Annotated in this window: 16 protein-coding genes; 9 read left to right on the forward strand and 7 right to left on the reverse strand. The window is 69.2% G+C overall.

Translation table 11 applies throughout. The features are described from left to right. The coding region (locus tag ACFYW9_RS22505; RefSeq protein ID WP_389153114.1) for an ATP-binding cassette domain-containing protein at positions 1-940 on the reverse strand (940 nt) is incomplete at its 3' end. A gap of 26 nt (positions 941-966) precedes the next feature. Beyond that, positions 967-1635, reverse strand: a complete 669-nt coding sequence (locus ACFYW9_RS22510; protein ID WP_389153117.1) for a hypothetical protein — start codon at positions 1633-1635, stop codon at positions 967-969. Between the two features lie 493 nt (positions 1636-2128). Between ACFYW9_RS22510 and ACFYW9_RS22515 the strand changes: the two genes are divergently transcribed. Further along, positions 2129-2911, forward strand: a complete 783-nt coding sequence (locus ACFYW9_RS22515) for a VOC family protein (protein WP_389153119.1) — start codon at positions 2129-2131, stop codon at positions 2909-2911. A 31-nt stretch (positions 2912-2942) separates the two neighbouring features. Here ACFYW9_RS22515 and ACFYW9_RS22520 read toward each other — a convergent pair whose 3' ends face one another. Both ACFYW9_RS22520 and ACFYW9_RS22525 read right to left on the reverse strand, forming a co-directional pair. Further along, positions 2943-3536 carry a hypothetical protein gene (locus ACFYW9_RS22520; protein ID WP_389153121.1) on the reverse strand — a complete coding sequence of 198 codons (594 nt, stop codon included), beginning with the start codon at positions 3534-3536 and terminating at the stop codon, positions 2943-2945. Between the two features lie 284 nt (positions 3537-3820). Next, positions 3821-4636 carry an alpha/beta fold hydrolase gene (locus ACFYW9_RS22525; protein ID WP_389153124.1) on the reverse strand — a complete coding sequence of 272 codons (816 nt, stop codon included), beginning with the start codon at positions 4634-4636 and terminating at the stop codon, positions 3821-3823. A gap of 345 nt (positions 4637-4981) precedes the next feature. Here ACFYW9_RS22525 and ACFYW9_RS22530 point away from each other — a divergent pair, with 345 nt between their 5' ends. Beyond that, the gene (locus ACFYW9_RS22530) at positions 4982-5722 is read left to right on the forward strand and encodes a helix-turn-helix domain-containing protein (protein WP_389153128.1); all 741 of its coding nucleotides are present in this window, start codon (positions 4982-4984) and stop codon (positions 5720-5722) included. 67 nt (positions 5723-5789) lie between these two features. After that, on the forward strand, positions 5790-6530 hold the full coding sequence (locus ACFYW9_RS22535) for a class I SAM-dependent DNA methyltransferase (RefSeq protein ID WP_389153131.1): 741 nt from the start codon (positions 5790-5792) through the stop codon (positions 6528-6530). Between the two features lie 129 nt (positions 6531-6659). Here the strand turns inward: ACFYW9_RS22535 and ACFYW9_RS22540 are convergent, their stop codons facing one another. Beyond that, positions 6660-7589 carry an oxygenase MpaB family protein gene (locus ACFYW9_RS22540; protein ID WP_389153135.1) on the reverse strand — a complete coding sequence of 310 codons (930 nt, stop codon included), beginning with the start codon at positions 7587-7589 and terminating at the stop codon, positions 6660-6662. A gap of 365 nt (positions 7590-7954) precedes the next feature. Here ACFYW9_RS22540 and ACFYW9_RS22545 point away from each other — a divergent pair, with 365 nt between their 5' ends. Further along, the gene (locus ACFYW9_RS22545) at positions 7955-9094 is read left to right on the forward strand and encodes an acyl-CoA dehydrogenase family protein (RefSeq protein ID WP_389153138.1); all 1140 of its coding nucleotides are present in this window, start codon (positions 7955-7957) and stop codon (positions 9092-9094) included. A 53-nt stretch (positions 9095-9147) separates the two neighbouring features. Continuing rightward, positions 9148-9738, forward strand: a complete 591-nt coding sequence (locus ACFYW9_RS22550; RefSeq protein ID WP_389153141.1) for a hypothetical protein — start codon at positions 9148-9150, stop codon at positions 9736-9738. Between the two features lie 80 nt (positions 9739-9818). On the opposite strand, the gene ACFYW9_RS22555 is transcribed toward ACFYW9_RS22550, so the two are convergent. Together ACFYW9_RS22555 and ACFYW9_RS22560 are read right to left on the reverse strand one after the other, a co-directional pair. Then, positions 9819-11072 (reverse strand): MalY/PatB family protein, encoded by a 1254-nt coding sequence (locus tag ACFYW9_RS22555; RefSeq protein WP_389153145.1) that lies wholly within the window; start codon positions 11070-11072, stop codon positions 9819-9821. A 42-nt stretch (positions 11073-11114) separates the two neighbouring features. Then, on the reverse strand, positions 11115-11804 hold the full coding sequence (locus ACFYW9_RS22560; RefSeq protein WP_389153148.1) for a M24 family metallopeptidase: 690 nt from the start codon (positions 11802-11804) through the stop codon (positions 11115-11117). Between the two features lie 228 nt (positions 11805-12032). Here ACFYW9_RS22560 and ACFYW9_RS22565 point away from each other — a divergent pair, with 228 nt between their 5' ends. The 4 genes from ACFYW9_RS22565 to ACFYW9_RS22580 are packed head-to-tail and all read left to right on the forward strand — an operon-like array spanning position 12033 to position 16310. Next, positions 12033-13304 (forward strand): ABC transporter substrate-binding protein, encoded by a 1272-nt coding sequence (locus ACFYW9_RS22565; RefSeq protein WP_389153151.1) that lies wholly within the window; start codon positions 12033-12035, stop codon positions 13302-13304. Next, positions 13301-14242: a carbohydrate ABC transporter permease gene (locus ACFYW9_RS22570; protein ID WP_389153154.1), complete on the forward strand. Its 942-nt coding sequence runs from the start codon at positions 13301-13303 to the stop codon at positions 14240-14242. The genes ACFYW9_RS22565 and ACFYW9_RS22570 overlap by 4 nt, the downstream gene beginning before the upstream one ends. Next, entirely contained in the window at positions 14242-15075 is an 834-nt protein-coding gene (locus tag ACFYW9_RS22575) for a carbohydrate ABC transporter permease (RefSeq protein ID WP_387295718.1), read from the forward strand. The genes ACFYW9_RS22570 and ACFYW9_RS22575 overlap by 1 nt, the downstream gene beginning before the upstream one ends. Before the next feature lie 38 nt (positions 15076-15113). Then, a complete protein-coding gene (locus tag ACFYW9_RS22580; protein WP_389153158.1) occupies positions 15114-16310 on the forward strand; it encodes an ABC transporter ATP-binding protein in 1197 nt (398 codons plus the stop codon). Positions 16311-16350: the final 40 nt, after the last annotated feature.

A 16350-nucleotide genomic window follows, 5' to 3' on the forward strand; every position in this document is an offset into this window, starting at 1 on the left:
GGTGGGGCAGCTTGCCGCTGTCGGTGAGGGCGAAGAACACGTCGTCGAGGTCGGGGGTGTGCACGGTCAGTTCGTCGGCCTCGACGCCGGCCGCGTCCAGGCGGTCGAGGACGGCGCGCAGTTCACGCTGGCTGCCGTCGCTGGGCAGGTGCAGGGCGAGGGCCTCGTCGTCATGGGACACGTCTCCCAGCGAGGCGGCGGCGGACCGGTAGGCGACCGGGTCGGTGAAGCGCAGGCGGACGTGGCCGCCGGGGACGAGCCGCTTGAGCTCCTCCGCGGTGCCCTCGGCGGCGATCTTTCCGTTGTTCAGCACGGCGATGCGGTCGGCGAGCTGGTCGGCCTCCTCCAGGTACTGGGTGGTGAGGAAGACCGTGGTGCCGTCGGCGACGAGTTCGCGGATGATGCCCCACATGGTGTGGCGGGAGCGGGGGTCCAGGCCGGTGGTCGGTTCGTCGAGGAAGATGATGCGGGGACTGCCGACCAGGGTCATGGCGATGTCCAGGCGCCGCTTCATGCCGCCGGAGTAGGTGGAGGCGGGCTTCTTCGCGGCCTCGACGAGGTCGAAGCGCTCCAGGAGTTCGGCACTGACGCGCCGGCCCTCGCTCTTGGGCAGGTGGTGCAGGTCCGCCATGAGGAGCATGTTCTCCTCGCCGGTGATCAGGCCGTCGACGGCGGAGAACTGCCCGGTGACCCCGATCACGGCACGTGCGGCCTGTGCCTCTTCGGCCAGGTCGTGACCGCCGACGCGCAGCTCGCCGGAGCCGGGGTCGGGGGAGATCAGTGTGGAGAGGATCTTGACGGCGGTGGTCTTGCCGGCACCGTTCGGGCCGAGCAGGGAGAAGACCGTCGCTTCGGGGACGGTCAGGTCGATGCCGTCGAGAACGGTCTTGTCGCCGTAGGACTTGCGCAGCCCCCGTGCGACGATGGCCGGGTCGGTCATGGAGTGCTCCTTGGTCGAGGCGGCGGTCAGAGGCTGCGGGCGGTGATGTCGCCGTGGGCGGTGGTCGCGTGGATGGTCAGGCCGGGAGTCGCGTCGGCGTTCTTGAGCGTGTTGCTGACCCGGCCGAAGGTGGTGCCGGCGTCCAGGGCCGCGGAGACGCCGGGAGCGGCGCCGACGGTGATGTTCCCCATCTGCGTGCTCAGCGTGAGCGTTCCGCGGGCGGCCTCGACGACGTTCAGGTCGCCCTTCTGGGTGCTGATCTCGGCGGGGCCGTTCAGGCGGCCGACGGTGATGTCGGCGTCGAGGCCGGTCAGGCGGGCGCTGTCGGCCTCGTCGAGCTTGACCGAGCGGTGGCCGCCCTCGAAGGTGACCTCGCCGAGGCGTCCGACGCCGCGGAACTCGGCGGCGGCCGCCTTCGCCTCGACGCGGGAGCCGGCCGGAAGCTGCACGGTCACCTCGACGGCCCCGGACGGGCCGAGCAGCCGGTTCTTCGCCTCCGGAGCCTCGACGCGCAGGACACCGTCGGCGTAGTCGATCCGGACCTGTCCGGCCGCCTTCACGTCGCGGCTCTTGGCACCGTTGGCGGGCAGGACCTCGACAGTGGTGTCGGCACGGTCGGCGGCGATGACCTGGATGCGTCCCGCGGGGATGTCGATGATCGCGGAGACGGGGGCGGGGGTGTCGAACTTCTGCATGATGCTCTCCTTCTCCGGCGTCGCGCGCCGTGGTCGGCCCGCTGTTTTCCGATGACAGAAACGCTACGTTGCATTCACGGATACGGCAACACGCTTGTTGCGCCGGTTATTCATATCTGCAGGTAGCTGCCCGAAATTTGTTGCAACAACCTCAGACTTAACGCAACACGCTCATACGGGAGACGTTGCAATGAACGAAGGTGAACGCTATGGCCGACGGGATGTCGGCACGGTCCGGGCCCATGGATCAGTTCTCGCACCCGGCCGCGTGGTGGCGCCACCGGCCGCGACCGGTGGGGCGTGCCGCTCGCCCCGGCCGCCGAGGCCGGGAAGACCATCGGGCGCCGGTCGCGCTTTCGGCGCCGGAGCAGCCCGCGGGTTGCTCCGTACGAGTGAAGCCCACGGGGCCGCTGGTGGTTACGGGTGGCCCGGCGCGGGCCGGGTCGGCATCGTTGCCCCCGCCCGTTCGACCGACGTCCCCGGAGGACTCCTCATGCTCGGCACAGACTTCAGCATCGGATCGCCCAACTGGCTGGACCTCGGCAGCCCCGACACCGAGGCGGCCGCCGCGTTCTACGGCGCCGTCCTCGGCTGGCAGTTCGTCTCCGCAGGACCGGAAGCGGGCGGGTACGGGTTCTTCCAGATCGGCGGGAAGACCGTCGCCGCGCTCGGACCCCTCACCCAGGAGGGCGCGAAGTCCGCCTGGATGATCCACTTCAAGGCCGATGACATCCAGGCCACCGTCTCTGCCGTCACGGCCGGCGGCGGGACCGTCCGGATGGAGCCCATGGACGTCATGGGCGAGGGCCATCTGGCACAGGCCACCGACCCGCAGGGCGCCGAGTTCGCCCTCTGGCAGCCCGGCAAGACCGCCGGACTGGAGATCGCCTCCGCCCCGAACACGCTGCTCTGGGCAGAGTTGCACGTCCCCGACCCGCTCGCCGCCATCGCCTTCTACGAGGGCCTGTTCGGCTGGCGCAGCCAGGAGATGCAGGCGCCCGGCATGACGTACCGGGTACTGAGCACCAAGGACGGCGACCAGCAGGACGCCTCCTTCGGCGGGGTCGCGCCGATGGGCGGCGGCGAAGGCGAACGGCCCCGCTGGGTTCCCTACTTCCACGCGGAGGACGCCGACGCCACGGCCGCGGCGGCCACGACGAACGGCGGGTCCGTCCTGATGCCGGCGGCGGACGTCCCGGACGTCGGCCGCATCGCCTGGCTCGCGGACCCGTTCGGCGCCGCGTTCGCCCTGCTGAAGCCCGACCCGCGGATGTGACACTCCGGCCGCGGCCCTCTCGGCGGAGCGGTCAGGCGGCGCGACAGAGCGCCGCCTGACCCGCCGGTGCCGTGACGCGGGCCGCGGTCGCGGGGACGGGGCGGGCGGTGCGGACGGCGGCCGGGTCCGGCGCGAGGCCGCGGCGAACGGAGGCCGTGTCCGACGCGGAGTCACACCGGACGGAGGCCGCGCCCTGCACGTGGCCGCGTGCGAAGACGACCAGGCGCAGCGCCACGAACCGTGCGACACCGGCGAGCGCGGAGGCGGACAGGTAGACGGCCTGCTCGAGCATCGCGCCGGGCGCCGCCACCAGTTGGTGCAGGACGAGCATCGCCGCGCAGGTCACCGCATAGGTGGCCGCGGCGGACCCGGCCGACTGCACATGCTGGCGCCAGGTCGCGCGCCCGCCCGCACCGAAGGTGAAGCGGGCGTGCAGTTCGGTGGCCAGGAGGGTGGAGGCCGCGGTGATCAGGGCGTTGGCCACACCCCAGGGAATCCAGGCTGCGAGGGCCGCCACGGCGAAGCTGGAGGCGAGCCCCACTCCCCCGCCGCAGAGAACGAAGCGGGCGAAGGCGGTGAAGGCGCCGGGAGCGGCGGCCTGCCGCCGGCTCGGTGCTGTTTCCATGATCCCCACCCCTTTGTCCGTCCGTCCGACCCGCGAGGCCTCGCCCCGCCGTCGTTCCCCATCACTGTTTCCTACATCGGAAACGCTACGTTGCGTTCATAGATGAGGCAACTCATTAATTGCGAATCACCCCCATACCTCCAGGTGAATGGCATGAAATCGTTGCAATGATTTGAACCATAACGCAACAGCCCTTCCCCTACTTGTTGCAATGAAGGAAGGTGAACGCTACAGCGGGTGGGCACGCGGCGAGCGGGACGGCATCCGCCCCGCCCGCCGCGCCTTCAGCCCCCGCCGCCGTCGAGGGCGGCGGCCTCGCGCACGGCCTCGGCGATGGCCGCGAAGTCCTTCTTCAGGATCGCGTCGTGGTTGCTGGCGACCTTCGCGCTGATCCGGATGTGCGGGTTGCGGACGGTCACCGCGTCGAGGGCGGCGCGGATCCGTTCCTGCTCGTCACCCTTGCTCCCCAGGGACGCGCCCGAGGCGACCACGTAGCGCACCGGAACGGTGATGCCGTCCAGCACGGGGGCCAGTTCGCGCTCGCGGGCGCGCCGACCGAGTTCGATGTTGGTGTCCGCCATCTGCCGGGCGTTCATCCGCGGGGCCAGGCCCGTCGGGCGCAGCAGCGGCAGGAACCAGCCCATCCGCCGGAACAGTTTCCGGATCCGCGCTTCCATCGCCTCGTCCAGCCAGTCGTAGGGCTGCGCCCCCTCGACCAGGACCGCGCCCACGGCGCGTGAGGGGTTGCGGTGGGCCCAGTGAGCTCCGACGAACGCCCCGTAGGACCAGCCCACCACCAGCGCGCGGTCCACGCCCCGGGCCGCGAGGACGGCGTCGACGTCCCGGACGGCCGCCTCGAAGGAGTAGTCCGCCGAGCGCTTCGACTTGCCGCGGGCCCGTTCGTCATAGGTGATGTGGCGCCATCCGGGCCCCAGTTCGGCGATGACCCTCCGCCAGTAGCCCTGGGTGGCGAACTGGCCGTTGAGGTAGACGACGGGGACGCCGGCGCCGCCGGTGTCGGTGACGGCGAGGGCCGTGTCGTCTACGGGGACCATGCCGGTCCATGTCGAGCCGGTCGAGGGGGTGTTGTTCTTCTTCACGGGTCTTCTCCTGGTCGCGTCGGGGCGTCTTCTCAGAGGCTGCGGGTGGCGATGTCACCGCGGGAGGCGATCGCGCGGATGTCGAGTACGGCGATGCCGTCGCGCATCGCGCTCCCCCTTGCCCGCCAATCGTTTCTGACATTGGAAACGCTACGTCGCCTTCCCGTACCAGGCAACACACTCGTTGCATAGAATCGACGTTCACACAGCTAGAAGGCTAGAAAGTGTTGCAACAACCCTGAAGGGAACGCAACGTCGCCCGTTTCGATCATTGCAATGAGTGAGTCGTGAACGCTATAGTGAGGGACACAGGGACCACCGCGAGGAATCACCGAGGAGACCGCGATGCCGGGAGGCAGACTCACCCAGCAGGAACGCCAGCAGATCGCGCTGGGACTGGCCGACAGCCTCCCCTACGCCGAGATCGCCCGGAGCCTGGGCCGCCCCACCTCGACGGTCACCCGTGAGGTGATGCGCAACGGCGGTCCCACCGCCTACCGCGCCAACCTGGCCCATCGCGCCACCGAACGCCGTGCCCACCGGCGCAGGACCGCCACCTCCCGCGGGCCGGAGTCGGTTCCCCAGCCGCACGGACGCGACGCCGAGGCCGTGGCCGAGTACGAGGAGACGTTCACCACCGTCCTCATGAGCTCCGGCCTGCCCAAGATCCCGGCCCGGGTGCTGACCTGTCTGTTCACCGCGGACACGGGCAGCCTCACCGCGTCCCAGCTCACCCAGCGCCTCCAGGTCAGCCCGGCGTCCATCTCCAAGGCCATCACGTTCCTGGAGAGCCAGAGCCTCGTCCGCCGGGAACGCGACGAGGGCCGTCGCGACCGCTACGTCGTCGACGGCGAGCTCTTCTACCAGGCGACGATCGCCAGCGCCCGGGCCAATGACGAACTCGTCAAGACCGCCCGCCAGGGCGTCGCCGTCCTCGGCCGCGACACCCTCGCCGCCGCCCGTCTGGAGAACGTCGCCCGCTTCCTCGACTTCATCAGCGAAAGCATCACCCGCGCCGCCGAACAGGCCCGCGAAGTCCTCCACACCAGCCCCAGGACAGCCCCGGACGACCCCGCGGACTCGTGACCGTCCACGCCACCGGCCCGGCGAAATCCGCGTGCGCCGTGACGGGCTCCCCCAGTACGGTCTGGCGATGGGCAATCAGGACGGCTACTTCGGAGAGCGTGTCGCGGCGACCTACGACGAGTCGTCGGGAGACATGTTCCAGCCGGGCGTCGTCAACGCGACGGCCGACTTCCTGGCAGGCCTGACCGACGGCGGCCGGGCCCTTGAACTGGGCATCGGGACGGGGCGCATCGCGTTGCCGCTGGCACAACGCGGAGTGGAGGTCCACGGCATCGACCTGTCGCGAGCGATGGTTGCACGCCTGCGTGCCAAGCCCGGCGGTGACGCGATCGGCGTCACGATCGGTGACTTCGCGACGACGCGGGTGGACGGAACGTTCTCCGTCGCCTACCTGCTCTACAACACGATCATGAATCTGACGACGCAGGCCGAGCAGGTGGCCTGTTTCCGCAACGCGGCGGCCCACCTGGAACCCGGAGGCCGCTTCGTCATCGAGGTCATGGTCCCCGAACTGAGAAAGCTCCCGGCCGGGCAGAACGTCGTCCCCTTCCACGTGAGCCCGACGCGATGGGCCTTCGACATCTACGACACCGCCACCCAGGCGACGAGTTCGAACTACATCGAGGTCGTCGACGGCCGCGGCGAGTACCGATCGATTCCCTTCCGGTACGTGTGGCCGTCGGAACTCGACCTGATGGCCCAGCTCGCCGGGCTGCGACTGCGCGAGCGGTGGGGCGGGTGGACGCGGGAAGCCTTCACGAGCGAGAGCCGTCAACATGTCTCGGTCTGGGAGAAACCTGCCGACTGACCCGCGAATCGGGCGCGTTCACGCGTCCAGGGCCGCCACTGACGGTCTTACGCGGGCGGCGGCCCTCCTCGACGGCTCGCTCACCGCCGTAGAACCACGACTGGAACGGGCTCGGTGGTGGACCTCGGGTCAGCTCGCCCCCAGCGGGCGCCGCGCCGCGGGATCGGTGCCCGGTCGGTGGGTGGCCCAGTAGGCGATGGCGAGCGTGCCGCCGATGCGGAGCGGGGGCGGGACGAGCAGCATCACGAACCTCACGACGCGGGCGAAGCGCCGCAGTGCGCGTTGCCGCCGCGGGCTCCAGCCGAGGTGGAGCCGGTCGCGCAGGCGGGGTGGCATGGTGCCGACGGTGACCAGCAGCGCGTAGTGGGCGGCGATCCGGGCGAACGGCCGCCAGAGCGGGGCCGGGAGCAGGCGGAACGGCTTGGCGGGGTGGGTGAGTTCGTCGACGACGTCCCGAACGGACTGGTTGTACTCCAGCCGGTTGTCGACCATGTCGTCGTAGTAGGCGCTGAACGCCGCCCAGTCCGGGGGCAGATGGTGGTCCTTGAGGCCCCAGACCCGTCCGACGTCCCGCATCTCGCGGTAGTACTCCTCCGTTTCCTGTGCGGTCATGCCCTTGCCGAACAGGTTCTGCGCGTCGACGGGCCCTTTGACGAGGGTCGCGTGCACCCAGTGATAGGCCTCCGGATCGAGCGCGCGGTAGCGGCGGCCCGCGGAGTCGGTCCCCTTCATTCCGGCGTGCACCCGGATCAGGCGCCGTGCCTCTTCGGTGGCCGCGCGCTGCCCTCCGTAGATCACGGTGCTCAGCGAGAACAGGGTGCGCATCAGCCGGGGCCAGGGTTCGGCGCGGAAGTCGCTGTGGTCCTCGACGCCGGCGCCGACGACGGGGTGTGCGACCTGGAGCAGGAGCAGCTGGGGCGCCATGAGGGTGGCACGGGCGTCCCCGAAGTACCGCCAGGCCGTTCCGCCCCGACGCGGTGCCCTCACCGCGGAGGACGTCTCGACTCCCTTGGGCTGTACGGGTTCGGGCTGGGTGGGCAGGTGCGGCAGAGGAGCCATGACGCTTCCGTTTCTCCGTTGTGTCCGGAGTATTGACGCGCCCCGTGAAACAAGTCAATAGTTTTTGTATCTTCGACTCATCCACGACTCCCGAAATCTCGCGGCCATCGCTCCCGGCCCTGCGAAAGGGACTCCTCATGGCGGGACCCCTCGCGAGTGACATATGCATCCATACCAGACGCATACCCAGGGAGCGGGCCGTCCGCACGGGAAACGCGGCGCCGTCCTGTTCGTCCCGTGCGCCCTGCCCCACACGCGCCTTCGCGTCCAGGCGGGACGGCGACGAGGGACGGATCCGGTCACGCTCAAGAGGTCATGCGACCCGCCGCGTTTCTTTGTGACCCATCCCGAACCCGGAGGACCCCATGAGCACTCGACTCACCCCGGAGCAGGCCGACTTCGTCGCCGCCGTCCGCGACTTCGCCAAACGCGAGTGCGGCACGCGTGACCAGCGCGACGCGCTGACCGGGAACGGCCGTGATCCGCACAACGCCCAGGTCTACGCCAGGCTCGCCGACTTCGGCTGGCTCGGGGTCTGCCTGCCGGAGGAGTACGGAGGGGCAGGCGGCGGACTGGCCGACGCCTGCCTCTTCCTGGAGGAGACGTCCTACGGAATGGTCCCCGCGGGCGGTTTCATCACCACCGTGATCACCGCCAAGGCGTACGAACGGTTCGGCACCGAGCGGCAGAGGGCCGAGGTGCTCGCCGGCGCCGTGCGGGGCGCGGTCCTCGCCATCGCGATGTCGGAACCCGGGGCGGGCTCCGACGTGGGCGCCCTGAGCTGCCGGGCGCGACGAGGACCGGACGGCGACTGGCTGATCGACGGGCAGAAGACCTGGATCTCCAACGCCCATCTGGCCGACAGCATCCTGCTCGTGGCCCGCACCGGCGCGGCCAAGCACGCCGGCCTGACCATGTTCCACGTTCCGGCCGGCACGCCCGGGGTGGAGATCCGGGGCATCGAGACCATGGGCGGCCGGGAGGTCAACGACGTCTTCTTCAGCGGCGTGCGACTGCCCGCGGACGCCGTCGTCGGCGAGGTCGACAACGGCTGGCGGCAGCTCATGGCCGGACTGAACCACGAGCGGCTCTTCCTCGCCGCCAACATGCTCGGCCTGGCGCGCCGCGCCTTCGACGACGCCCTCGCCCACGTCCGTGAGCGCGAACAGTTCGGCCGGCCCGTCGGCTCGTTCCAGGCCCTGCGGCACCGGATCGCCGACCTCGCCACGGAGATCGAGTGCACCCGGCTGCTGGTCCGGGAGGTGGCCGCGGACTGCGACGCCGAACCGGACCGGCTCTTCCCCCGCGAGGCGTCCATGGCCAAACTCAAGGCCACGGAGACCGCGAAGCGGGCCGCCCTCGAAGGCATGCAGATGATGGGCGGCTACGGCTACGCCACCGAGTACGACATGGAACGCCATCTGCGGGCTGCGGTCGTCTCCACCGTCTACGGCGGGACGAGCGAGATCCAGCGGGACGTGATCGGCAAGAGCTACGGGCTCTGACGGACGATCCGTCAGACGTCCGGAGTGTCAGTGGCGCGCTGTACGTTGCGGCCATGGGTCTCTATCTGATCAGTGTCTGCGCGGAGGACTGGTTTACCGAGGGCGAGGACGGGTGGGGGGAGACCGCCACGGCGCTGAACCACGAGCTGCGGCGACAGGGGCTGCCGCCCTATGAGTCCGTGCCCGAGGAGGCGGATTTCGTCCGCGGTTCGAGGCAGGCCTTCGAGGAGAAGATGGTTCCTTCGATGGACGGGTTCGTGGCACTGTGCCGGGCTCACCTGTCCCGAGAGGACGAAGAGACCTTCTACGGCTGGACCGTGCTGGTGCCGTTCTCGCTCGACGAGACGATCCGGCTGCCCCTCGGCTCCGGCTACGCGGAGGCGTCGACCGTGGTCGCCGGCGCTCCCCAGGTACTGGCGATAGCCGAAAGGCTGGCGGCGGCCATCGGCCTCCCGGCCGAGACGCCACGCATGTGCCACAACCTCGATCTGACCATGTGGTTCATGGACGGAGCGGCGAAGCGACTGGCCGCCGCCCGGCCGGGCCCCTGGAGCGATGACCTGGACGCAGCCTTCTACGTCGCACTGATGCTGCGCGCCGCCCAGCACTCGGTGCGGCGCGGCTGCCCCATGGCCTACTCCTGACCTCTGCGCGGAGTCCCTCATCGACGACGGCGATGGTCACGGCGTCCCGGAAGGCCCGGGCCACGGCTCGCGCACCGTACTCACAGCTTCTCGACGGCCGTGAGCAGGCGGTCCACGGCCTCGTCGACCGTGGAGCGGGGGCAGCCCAGGTTCACCCGCATGTAGCCGTGCCCCTCGGCCCCGAACTTCTGCCCCTTGTCCAGCCACAGCCGGGCCCTGGTGAGCATGAACCTGTCCAGCGATTCGGCGTCCATCCCCAGTCCCCGGCAGTCCATCCACGCCAGATACAGGGAGTCGGCCGGCAGGACCCGCACCTTGGAGGTCGCGGAGTTGACCGCCCGGGCGAAGTGCGCGTGATTGCCGCGCAGGTAGGTGAGCAACTCCTCCAGCCACGGCTCACCGTGCGCGTAGGCCGCCTCGGCCGCGACCATGCCCAGTACGTTGACCAGCGGGAACACATTGCGGTCGTACTGGCGCTCCAGCTCTGCCCGCAGCCTGGGATCCGGCACGAAGACGTTGGCGCTCTGGAGGCCGGGAAGGTTGAACGTCTTGCTGGGAGAGGTGCAGGTGATGCTGTTGCGTGCGAACTCCTGACCGAGCGAGGCGAACGGAACGTGTCTGCGGTCCGGGTCGAGGACGAGGTCCTGGTGGACCTCGTCGGAGATGACCAGGACGTCATGCCGGGCGCAGATCTCGCCCATGGTCCGCAATTCGTCCTCGGTCCACACGTTCCCGGTCGGGTTGTGCGGATGGCTGAGGATGAACAGCTTCGTGTCGGGACGGATGGCGGCCTCGAACACCCGGGCGTCGAACCGGTAGCCGTCGTCGGTCCGCTGCAGCGGCGCGAACGCTAGGTGACGGCCGTTCAGCAGGACGTCCTCATGGAAATGCACATAGACCGGGGGCTGGATGAGCACCGAATCGCCCGGTGCGGAGAACGCCTGCACGACCGTCTTGAGCGTGGTGATGATCCCCGCGGTCTGCGTCACCCACTCCCGGGGCACCTCCCAGCCGAACCGCTTGGCCTGCCAGCCGGTCACGGCGTCGAGGTAGCTGTCGGTCGCGCCACCCGGATAGCCGAAGACGCCGTGGTCCACGGCCTCGTGGAGCGCGTCGATCACCGCCTGGGGCGCCTTGAAGTCGGTGTCCGCGACCCACATCGGCAGCGGGTCGGCCGCGATCTCCTCGGGCGTCAGGAACTCGTGGGCACTGGCCCACTTCATGGAGTTGCTGTTCCTGCGGTCGACGACGACGTCGAAGATCGACCCCGTACCGGCCGCGGGGGCGCTCCGGGCTGTTCGCTCACGTCCGTACGGGCCGCTGTCAGGTGCCATGGCTGGAGGCTAACCAAGGCGAGAGGCTCGTCACACGACGTGTCAGAGGGTGAGGAGTTCCTCGTAGAACCCGCCGAACCGGTGCTCCCGGTCGACGAGATGGATCTCCAGGATCCAGTGGCAGGTGCGGCCGGCCTTGTCGGTGCGGCGCAGCGGGGTGTCGTTGGCGGCGGTGATGTACGACTCCGCGTCGGCGCCGTCGATCACCTCGTGCGGGAACTCCCCGACCAGGTGTCCGGCGTGCCATCCGCCCGGCTCCCACCCGGCCTCGGTGGCCAGCCGCTCCACTTCCGCGTACAGCTGCCTCCCGGTGATGTCGTCGTGCTCGGCGAAGTAGCGTCTGCCGGCGGCGAAGATCCTGGGCAGGTCCTCCCGCATCCGGTGCTTGAGCGGATCGTCGCCGAGTACGAAGGTACGGCCGAAGTCGGCCTCGTACTCCTCGAAGATCGGACCGAAGTCGGCGAAGACGATGTCGTCCGCGGCGATGACGCGGTCCGGAGGGTTGTCCCGGTACGGCGCCAGGGTGTTCGGGCCGGAGCGCACGATCCGCTTGTGCCAGTGGCGGGTGGTGCCGAAGAGTTCGTTCGCGAGATCGCGCACTCGGTCGCTGACCGCCCGCTCCCCCTCCCCGGCCGCGACCAGGCCACGCGCCTCGATCTCGGCGAAGAGCCGCTCGGCCTTGGCCTGGGCGTCCAGCAGACGTGCCGCACGTGTGGATTCGTCATGAGCCATACCGGCGAACGTACGTTCCACTGAACCGCGAAGTCAATCACATTGCACCGACGCGGGGCCGAACGCGTCGGCGGGCGAACGCCCGCCCCCGAAGCCTTCTCCGCGGCCGATCGGATGACAAGTCGGTGAGGCGTGAGGGGTTATGCCGGTCGCGGGCCTAGTCTGTCGCGCGTCCGGTCTTCCTCTTCTTGTCCGGATTTCTCGTAGTGGTCCGGAAGGAGTGTGAGCGTGGCGCTGTCGTCCGGCATCCGTGGCCTCCTGCGGGTTCTGCTCGCTCTGTGCCTGTCGGCGGTTCTGCTCGCCGGCTGCGGGAGCGGAGGCGGGGGGCCGGTGACCCTCAACTGGTACAACTTCCCGGATGATTCCGGTGCGCTGGCCAGTGCGGCGAGCGCCTGTTCCAAGCAGTCCGGAGGGCGCTACCGGATCAGTTACAACAAACTGCCCCGTACGGCGGACGGGCAGCGCCAGCAATTGGTGCGCCGGCTGGCCGCCAAGGACGACACGGTCGACATCATCGGGCTGGACGTCACCTGGCCCGCCGAGTTCGCGGAAGCCAAGTGGATCCTGCCGTGGACGGGAAGCAACCGCGCCGCGGCCACCCGGGACACCCTGGAGGTCCCGCTGCAGACGGCAACCTGGAAGGGCCGGCTGTACGCCGTCCCGTACAACACGAACACCCAACTGCTCTGGTACCGCAAGGACCTGGTCCCCACTCCGCCCGAGACCTGGGCCGAGATGATCCTGATGGCCGGCCGCCTGGCGAAGCAGGGCAAACCGCACTACGTGGAGATCCAGGGCGCGCAGTACGAAGGACTCACGGTCTGGTTCAACACGCTGGTGGAGAGCGCCGGCGGCTCCATCCTGAACGCGACCGCCACGGCTCCCAGGCTGGGCCCGCCCGCCGTACGCGCGGCCTCCGTCATGAAGACCCTGGCCACCTCGGCGGCAGCCGACCCCTCCCTGTCCAATCAGATGGAGGACCAGAACCGGCTGGCCATGGAGTCCGGCAGCGCGGCCTTCGAGATCAACTATCCCTTCGTGTATCCCTCGATGAAGGCCAACAACCCCAAGCTCTTCGAGCAGTTCCGGTGGGCGCCCTACCCGGGGGTCGAAAAGGGCCGGCCGGCCAAGCCCACCATCGGCGGCATCGACCTGGCCATCGGCGCCTACTCCCGCCACTCCGCGTTCGCCTTCGAGGCGGCGCTGTGCCTGCGGAACCGGCAGAACCAGTTGACCGCGGCGCTCGAGGGCGGGCTTCCGCCGACGCTCCGCCCGCTCTACTCGGACCCTGCCCTGGTCAAGAACTACCCCTTCGCCTCCACCGTTCTGGCGGCCCTGGAGAACGCCAGCATCCGGCCCAAGACACCCGCCTACCAGAACGTGTCCATCGCGATCTCCCACACCCTGTCGCCGCCGAACGGGATCGAGCCGAGACCGGACGTGCGGAAGATCAGCGGCCAGATCGAGGACGCCCTCAACTCGAAGGGGCTGATCCCGTGACCCCGTCGGCTCCGGCCGCCCCCAAGAAGGCGACAAAACCCAAGGACGGCCGTGCTCTGTCCGAAGGGGCCCGGCAGGAGCGCCGGTTGGGCTGGCTGCTGTGCGCACCGGCCGTGATCGTCATGCTCGCCGTCACCGCCTACCCCATCGTCTACGCGATCTACCTCTCACTCCAGCGCTATGACCTGCGCTTCCCGCAACAAGCGGAGTTCGTCGGCCTCAGCAACTACGGCGCCGTGCTGTCCTCGGAGTTCTGGTGGCAGGCCCTGTGGGTGACGGTGTTCATCACCGTGATCTCCGTGCTCGTGGAACTCGTCCTCGGATTCGCCCTGGCGCTGGTGATGCACCGCACCATCTTCGGCCGCGGGACGGTTCGCACCGCCATCCTGATCCCGTACGGCATCGTCACCGTGGTCGCCGCCTACTCCTGGCAGTACGCCTGGACCCCGGAAACCGGCTACCTGGCCGATCTCCTGCCCTCCGGTGACGCTCCCCTCACCGAACAGTGGCCCGCCATCGGCCTGATCATCCTGGCCGAGGTGTGGAAGACCACCCCGTTCATGGCCCTGCTGCTGCTCGCCGGCCTCGCCCTGGTGCCGGAGGAGACGCTGCGCGCGGCCCAGGTGGACGGCGCCGGAGCCTGGCAGCGCTTCTTCCTGGTGACCGTCCCCCTGATGAAGCCGGCCATCCTGGTCGCCCTGCTCTTCCGGACCCTGGACGCCTTCCGGATCTTCGACAACATCTACATCCTCACGTCCGGCGCGCACAACACCGGCTCGGTGTCCATCCTGGGCTACGACAACCTGTTCACCGCGCTCAACCTCGGCATCGGCTCGGCCATCTCCGTACTCATCTTCCTGTGCGTGGCGTTGATCGCCTTCGCCTTCATCAAACTGTTCGGGGCGGCCGCGCCCGGCTCTCAGGAAGGGGGACGCTGATGTCCGCCGCCGGACGACGACGGATGACGGGGTGGGCCCTGGTCAACATCATCGTGATCGTCTATGCCCTGTTCCCGGTCTGCTGGATCATCTCCCTGTCCTTCAAGGCCCCCAGCACCCTCACCGACGGCAGCTTCATCCCGACCGAGTGGACCTGGGAGAACTACCGCGGAATCTTCCAGACCTCCGAGTTCACCCGCGCGCTGATCAATTCCATCGGCATCGCCCTGATCTCCACGGTGATCGCGGTGGTGCTGGGCACCATGGCGGCCTATGCCGTCGCCCGGCTCCGCTTCCCCGGCAAGAGCCTGCTGATCGGCATGTCGCTGCTGATCGCCATGTTCCCGCCCATCTCGCTGGTCTCGCCGCTGTTCAACATCGAGCGGATCATCGGCATCTTCGACACCTGGACCGGTCTGATCATCCCGTACATGACCTTCTCCCTGCCGCTCGCCATCTACACCCTGTCGGCCTTCTTCCGGGAGATCCCCTGGGACCTGGAGAAGGCGGCCAAGGTGGACGGGGCCACCCCGGCGCAGGCGTTCCGGCTGGTGATCGCTCCGCTCGCGGCGCCGGGCGTGTTCACCACCGCGATCCTGGTGTTCATCTTCTGCTGGAACGACTTCCTCTTCGCCATCTCGCTGACCTCGACCTCGGCGGCCCGGACCGTGCCGGCGGCCATCGCCTTCTTCACCGGGAGCAGTCAGTTCGCCCAGCCCACCGGTTCGATCGCCGCCGCCGCCGTGGTGATCACCATCCCCATCATCATCTTCGTGCTGCTCTTCCAGCGGCGCATCGTGGCCGGGCTCACCTCCGGAGCCGTCAAGGGCTGACCGGCGGCAGCCGTTCGTCAGGACAAGAAGGACCGACCGTGGCAGAGATCGTTCTCGAAGGCATCACCAAGCGCTACCCCGATGGTGCGGTGGCGGTGAAGGACGTCAACCTCACTGTGGGCGACGGCGAGTTCGTCATCCTCGTCGGCCCGTCCGGCTGCGGTAAGTCCACCACCCTCAACATGATCGCCGGGCTGGAGGACATCACCGAGGGCAACCTCCTGATCGACGGGCAGGTCGTCAACGACAGGAGCCCGAAGGACCGCGACATCGCCATGGTCTTCCAGAGCTACGCCCTCTACCCGCACATGAGCGTGCGCGACAACATGGGTTTCGCGCTCCGGCTGGCCAAGGTGGACAAGGCGGCCATCCGCGAGAAGGTCGAAGAGGCCGCCCGCATCCTCGACCTGACGGATCATCTGGACCGCAAGCCCGCCAACCTCTCCGGCGGTCAGCGCCAACGGGTGGCGATGGGGCGGGCCATCGTGCGCGACCCGAAGGCGTTCCTGATGGACGAGCCGCTCTCCAACCTGGACGCCAAGCTCCGCGTCCAGATGCGCACCCAGATCTCCCGCCTCCAGCAACGCCTGGGCAGCACCACGGTCTACGTCACCCACGACCAGACCGAGGCCATGACACTGGGCGACCGGGTGGTGGTGATGCGCGGCGGAGTGGTGCAGCAGATCGGGACCCCGCAACACCTCTACGAGCAGCCGAAGAACCTCTTCGTCGCGGGGTTCATCGGTTCGCCCTCGATGAACTTCCTGCACGCCACCGCGGAGGGAGGCCGCCTGCGCACTTCGGTGGGCGACCTCGAACTCGGCGACCGGCTGCGCCGCGCCCTCGAGCGGCACGACGCCCCCAGGGACCTGATCGTGGGGCTGCGTCCGGAGGTCTTCGAGGACGCCACCCTGGTGGACCAGGGCAGGGCCGGATCGGGTACGACCTTCAGCGTGGACATCGACGTGGTCGAATCCCTGGGATCCGATGTCTACGCCTACTTCACCGAGGACGAATGGCAGCCCACCGCCACCTCCGAACTCGCCGAGCTCGCGGCCGACTCGGGGATCACCGACACCGGCGCGGGCGGACACCAGATCGTCGCCCGTCTCGACGCCGCCACCCAGGTGCGCGAGGGCAGCCGGGCCCAACTCTGGGTCGACACCGCCCACATGCACGTCTTCGACCCGGCCTCCGGGGCCAACCTGTCACGGTCCGACGAACCTGCCGACTGATCCGGCGGGGAACACGTGACGGCGCGGTGGGCTTCGGACG

Source organism: Streptomyces sp. NPDC002698 (genome assembly GCF_042888945.1).
In the GTDB taxonomy this organism is placed as follows: domain Bacteria; phylum Actinomycetota; class Actinomycetes; order Streptomycetales; family Streptomycetaceae; genus Streptomyces.